The sequence below is a fragment of the Lacisediminimonas sp. genome (assembly GCF_030645335.1).
Taxonomy (GTDB): Bacteria; Pseudomonadota; Gammaproteobacteria; order Burkholderiales; family Burkholderiaceae_D; genus Lacisediminimonas.
In genome coordinates this window covers 1-4,907 of the sequence record NZ_JAUSNH010000199.1, presented here as the reverse complement: position 1 = coordinate 4,907, position 4,907 = coordinate 1, and the positions used below count along the sequence as shown (strand labels likewise).

The 4,907-nt window shown below is 64.7% G+C and carries 4 protein-coding genes; all 4 read right to left on the bottom strand.

Annotation, left to right across the window (positions count from 1 at the left end; all coding sequences use genetic code 11):
• On the bottom strand, window positions 1-1,216 hold a 1,216-nt coding region (locus Q7T64_RS14015), incomplete at its 3' end, for a PHP domain-containing protein (protein WP_304796946.1).
• A 16-nt stretch (window positions 1,217-1,232) separates the two neighbouring features.
• Window positions 1,233-2,753, bottom strand: coding sequence for a DNA polymerase Y family protein (locus Q7T64_RS14010; protein WP_304796944.1), 1,521 nt, complete (start codon window positions 2,751-2,753; stop codon window positions 1,233-1,235).
• Window positions 2,686-3,405: a translesion DNA synthesis-associated protein ImuA gene (gene imuA, locus Q7T64_RS14005; RefSeq protein WP_304796943.1), complete on the bottom strand. Its 720-nt coding sequence runs from the start codon at window positions 3,403-3,405 to the stop codon at window positions 2,686-2,688. The genes Q7T64_RS14010 and imuA overlap by 68 nt, the downstream gene beginning before the upstream one ends.
• Before the next feature lie 214 nt (window positions 3,406-3,619).
• Window positions 3,620-4,907, bottom strand: a 1,288-nt coding sequence (locus Q7T64_RS14000; RefSeq protein WP_304796941.1) for an ATP-binding protein, incomplete at its 5' end; no start/stop codon positions are given.

The window sequence follows — 4,907 nt, the reverse complement described above, 5'->3', positions numbered from 1 at the left end:
GCCGCTGGTGCTCGAAGTCGACATCGATGTCGGGCGGCTCATTGCGCTCTTTGGAAATGAAACGCTCGAACAACAGGTTGCCACGCGCCGGATCCACCTCCGTAATGCCCAGGCAATAGCAAACCGCCGAGTTGGCGGCCGAACCGCGTCCCTGGCACAGGATCTGGCGGCTCCTGGCAAAGCGCACGATGTCGTACACGGTCAGGAAATACGGCTCGTAGGACATCTCGCCGATCAGTTGCAGCTCGTGCTCGATCTGTGCCTGCACCGACGCCGGAATGCCGTCCGGAAAGCGGCGATGGGCGCCGATATAGGTCTCACGCCGCAAGTAGCCGGCCGGCGTCTCCCCCGGCGGCACCAGCTCGTCCGGATATTCATAGCGCAACTCGGCCAGCGAAAAGCGGCAACGTTGCGCCAGCCTGAGCGTCTCTGCCAGCACGGCCGGCGGATACAGGTTGGCCAGCCGCAATCGCGAACGCAAATGCTGCTCGGCATTCGGCGCCAGCTCATGGCCGCATTGCGCCACCGGCCGGCCGAGCCGGATCGCGGTCAAGGTGTCCTGCAGCGGCTTGCGTGAACGGCGGTGCATGCAGACATCGCCACTGGCGACCACCGGCAGGCCCAGCGCTGCCGCCACCTGTTCCACCGTGCGCCGGTGCAAGTCATCGCCAGCCCGGTGCAGCACGGTCAGCGCCAGGTAAGCGCGTCCCGGGAAATGACGGGCCAGCCAGCTTGCCTGCTGCAGCAGCAGCGGCGCCGGCAGTCCATGCTCCGGCGTGAGCACCAGCAGGCAAGCAGGCAGGCCGCGCAAGTGCGCGTGCTGTGCCGGCGGGTCGGCCAGGTCGGCAGCGTCCAGACGGTAGCTGCCCTTGACCGCGCGGGTACGGCCCAGCGTGATCAGTTCGGCCAGGTTGCCGTAGCCCTCCCGGTCCTGCGCCAGCGCAATCACCGAGAATGCCGCAGCGCCCTGCTCCTGCTGCAAGCGCAACTGGCTGCCGATCAGCAAGGGCAAGCCATGCTTGCTGGCTTCCAGGTGCGCCCGCACCACGCCCGCCAGCGAACATTCGTCAGTCAGCGCCAGGCCGCTGTAGCCGAGTTGTGCAGCGCGCTCGACCAGCTCTTCCGGATGGGACGCGCCGCGCAGGAAACTGAAATTGGACACGCATTGCAGCTCGACGTAAGCCGGCAACATGCCCTGCGCAGCAGAAGCTTGCATCGCGTCCTCCATGCCGTCAGGCGAACAGCCCGTGCAGGAACCAGCGCACTTGGTCGCCGACGCGTTCGCGATACACCCAGTAGCAGGCCGACTCCGCGCCGATCGCAATGAAATAATCGCGGGCGACGAAATTGCCATCCCACCAGCCGCTTTCAATCCGCTCGGGCGCGCTGACCAGCCGCAAGGCCGAACCATAAAAAGGACGATGCTCGCGTACCAGCAGCGCCAGGGGTTGGGCCAGCAACCAGAATGGTCGCTCGGTTTTCAGCGAGGAATCGGTTCCGGCCAAGCCGGCGCCGGCACGTTCGCGCGCGGCCGGTGCGCGCGTCGCCGGCTGCCAACGATTGCAGATTTCGGGCCGGTGGTCCGCCAGCGGCGCCGGCGTGAGCACGGCATCTTCACCCAGCCGCGCCACCAGCAATTCCAGCAGCCGGTGATAATCGGCCGGCGTGCCGCCGGGCTCGGGGAACAAGGACGCCGTTGGCGGCGCCAGCGGCTGCAATTGCACGGCGTGCAAACGCAAGGCGATCACTGGCGCCACCAGGGCCATGCGCTCCAGCCGTTCCTTCAGGAGGCGCAGCAAGTGCGCTTCCTGCCAGGCCGGCTCGGACAGCACGATTTCCAGCAAGGTCGGTGGCACGGCAGTACGGCCGCGCTCATGCTCCATCGACAATTGCAGCCGCGTTACCGCCAGTTGCTGCGCCACCAGCCAGCCGATCATCTGCAACAACAGGCCGTTGGCCGACAGCAGGATGGCATCGGAATGTTCGGTCCGGTACGGCAGTTCGGCATACGCGGCAAATACCGGCGGCACCGCCACCCAGTCATGCAGCTCCGGCGACTGCCCATAGGCGCGGTCGAGTTCATCGAGCAGCAATTTGCTGCTGCGCCGCTGCAGGCCGGCACGCGGCAGCCGCCGCAATTCGCCCAGCGTGCTGCAACCGATGCCTTGCAGCCAGTCATGATGCGGCCGCGCTGCCGCCAGCAGGCCCACAGGCAAGGCATCGAGCACCGCTGTGAGCCGCTCCAGCCGCACGACGCGCCGCCGCGCTGACACCTGACCGCCGCCCACCTGGCCCGCGCCAGGCGGCGGTGCATCGGCCAGCAAGCGCGCGCCCAGTGCAGTGGGGGCCATGCCGAGCCGGGCCGTGAACCCCAGCAAGCGCAGACCGGCGCGCACGCGCCGGCACAATGCCAGGCGCCCGCCAAAAGCGCGCAGGCTGGCCGTGACATCCATCACCAGTTGCGCCGCGCCGGTGAACGCGACTTCCGGCGTGTATTGCAACAGGCAAAAGGCGAGCGCCTGCAAAGCCTGCTGTTCGCGCACCGGGTCGCGCTCATGCAAGACCGTTTCTGGCGCCAGCGCCTGCGCGCCACCGCGCCGCAATCCGGCGCGCACGCCCAGGCGCGCTGCCGCGCCGTTCATGACCAGCACCCGCTCCTGCTCCAGCACCGCATGCGGCCCGTCTTCACACCATTGCGGCTGGAATATTTCCAGCGGCAACAGGGGCAGGGTCACGCCTATCCACAGTCGCATGATTCCAATATCGATTCAGGTAAAGCGCTGCCTGCGGCAACGCGATGAACAAGGTGTCGTCCATTTGCGGACCGCGGCGCTTGATGATTTCCAGCGCCAATCCGCCTGCTGCCGGCCGCAAGGCCAGCCGCAATGGCGAGGGAGAGCTGTCTTGCGCCGCCGCCAATGGGCGCATCATCCAGAACAAGGTATCGGTCGCCTGCGCTGCCAGGTGCAGGCGGCGCAGTGCTTCCGGCCGCACTTGCTGCTGCCACAACAGCAAGGCGCCGCAACTGCCATTGCGCAGCACCTGTTCTGCGCTCCATAGCGCATCGGCCGTCTGTTGCGTGCGGATCCATAGCAGCTGCTGCGGCGGCAATCCCCACCCCTGCCAGGCAGCGGCCTGCGGCAGGCAGGGCGGCTGCACCAGCACCACCGAACGCCGGCGTGCAATCGCCTCGAGTGCTGGCTGTAGCAGGCGCAATTCGCCAATGCCTGATTGCTGCAACAACAGCTCGATCAAGGCGCCGCTGGGCCAGCCCGATTGTGGCAATGCCGCGTCCAGCACCGGATAACCGGAACTGCTGGCTGCGCCCTGGTAGACGCCAACCTGGTTGGCACGCCAGACGGCATGCGCGAGTGCGGGAGGAAGGGATAAGGAGATAGCTGACATGGCTTTCCGTTGTAAGAGTGGAAAGTAAAACACCGCACATTACTGTACAAGCATACAGTACTGTGCGGTGTTCGGTCAGCAGGAATTGAAGGGAAAGTGAGGCAGCGCAGATGTCATCCACAATGGAATTAACAATCGGGCAATGGCTTCTCGCCAGCAGCGCCTGATCGGAGACCACGTGCCTGCGCGCCGAGCCGGGCGCACAATCGGTTTCTTACTTGTCCGGCAACCAGCGCCGCATCATGGCCAGCAACTGCATCGCATCCACCGGCTTGGTAATGTAGTCCGAAGCGCCGGCAGCAATGCCCTTTTCCCGGTCGCCCTTCATGGCCTTGGCGGTCACCGTCACGATCGGCAGCTCGCGAAAGCGCTCGATCTGCCGAATCGCGCGCGTGGTGTCATGGCCGTCCATGCCCGGCATCATCACATCCATCAACACCAGTTCGATATCCGGATCCGACTCCAGCATGGCGATGCCATCTTTTCCGCTCTCGGCAAACACCACCGCCATTTTCTCGTGCTCCATGACGCAACTGAGTGCAAAAATATTGCGCAAGTCGTCATCCACGATCAATACCTTGCGACCGTTGAGCATGCCATCGCCCCCCTCGTCGTCATCGTCATGCTGGCCCGGACCTGCGGTGGGCGACGGTGCCGCCTGCGACACCGCAAGTGGCAAACGTGCGGGGGCGTTTGCGCTGGCTGGCGCCACGCTGCGGCTGGCGTACTCGCTGGCGTCATCGGCCGATTCATGTGCCTGCACGAATTCAGGCGCATGCCACGGCAGGTAAAGCGTAAATTCACTGCCCTCGCCGACCACGCTTTTTACCTGGATCTCGCCATTGAGCAGGCGCGCGAGTTCGCGACTGATCGACAGGCCCAGCCCGGTGCCGCCATAACGTCGGGCAGTACTGCCGTCAGCCTGCTGGAACGCTTCAAAGATCAGGCGCAGCTTTTCGTTGGCGATGCCAATTCCGGTATCGGCGATGGCAAAGGCAATCACGCGCTGTGCGCTGGCCAGGGCCGGATGGTCCGGCGTCCAGCCCTGATCCGCCACACTGATGGCCAGCGACACCTCACCCGCCTCGGTGAATTTGAATGCATTCGACAGCAAATTCCTCAGGATCTGCTGCAAGCGCATCGTGTCGATCATCAGCGACGGCGGCAGATTGTCATCAAGATCGATCCGGAAGTCCAGCCCGCGCGCCTGCGCCATGTGCCGGAAGATGCGTTCGACATAGCTGCGCAAATGCGAGAAGCGTAGCTCGCCGATCTCAAGCGAGACCGTGCCCGATTCGACTTTGGACAGGTCGAGGATGTCATTGATCAGCGTCAGCAGGTCGCTGCCGGAGCCGTGGATGGTGCGGGCAAACTCGATCTGTTCGGATGTCAGGTTGCCGTCCAGGTTTTCGCTGAGTTGCTGGGACAGTATCAGCAGGCTGTTGAGCGGTGTGCGCAGTTCATGCGACATATTGGCCAGGAACTCGGACTTGTACCTCGAC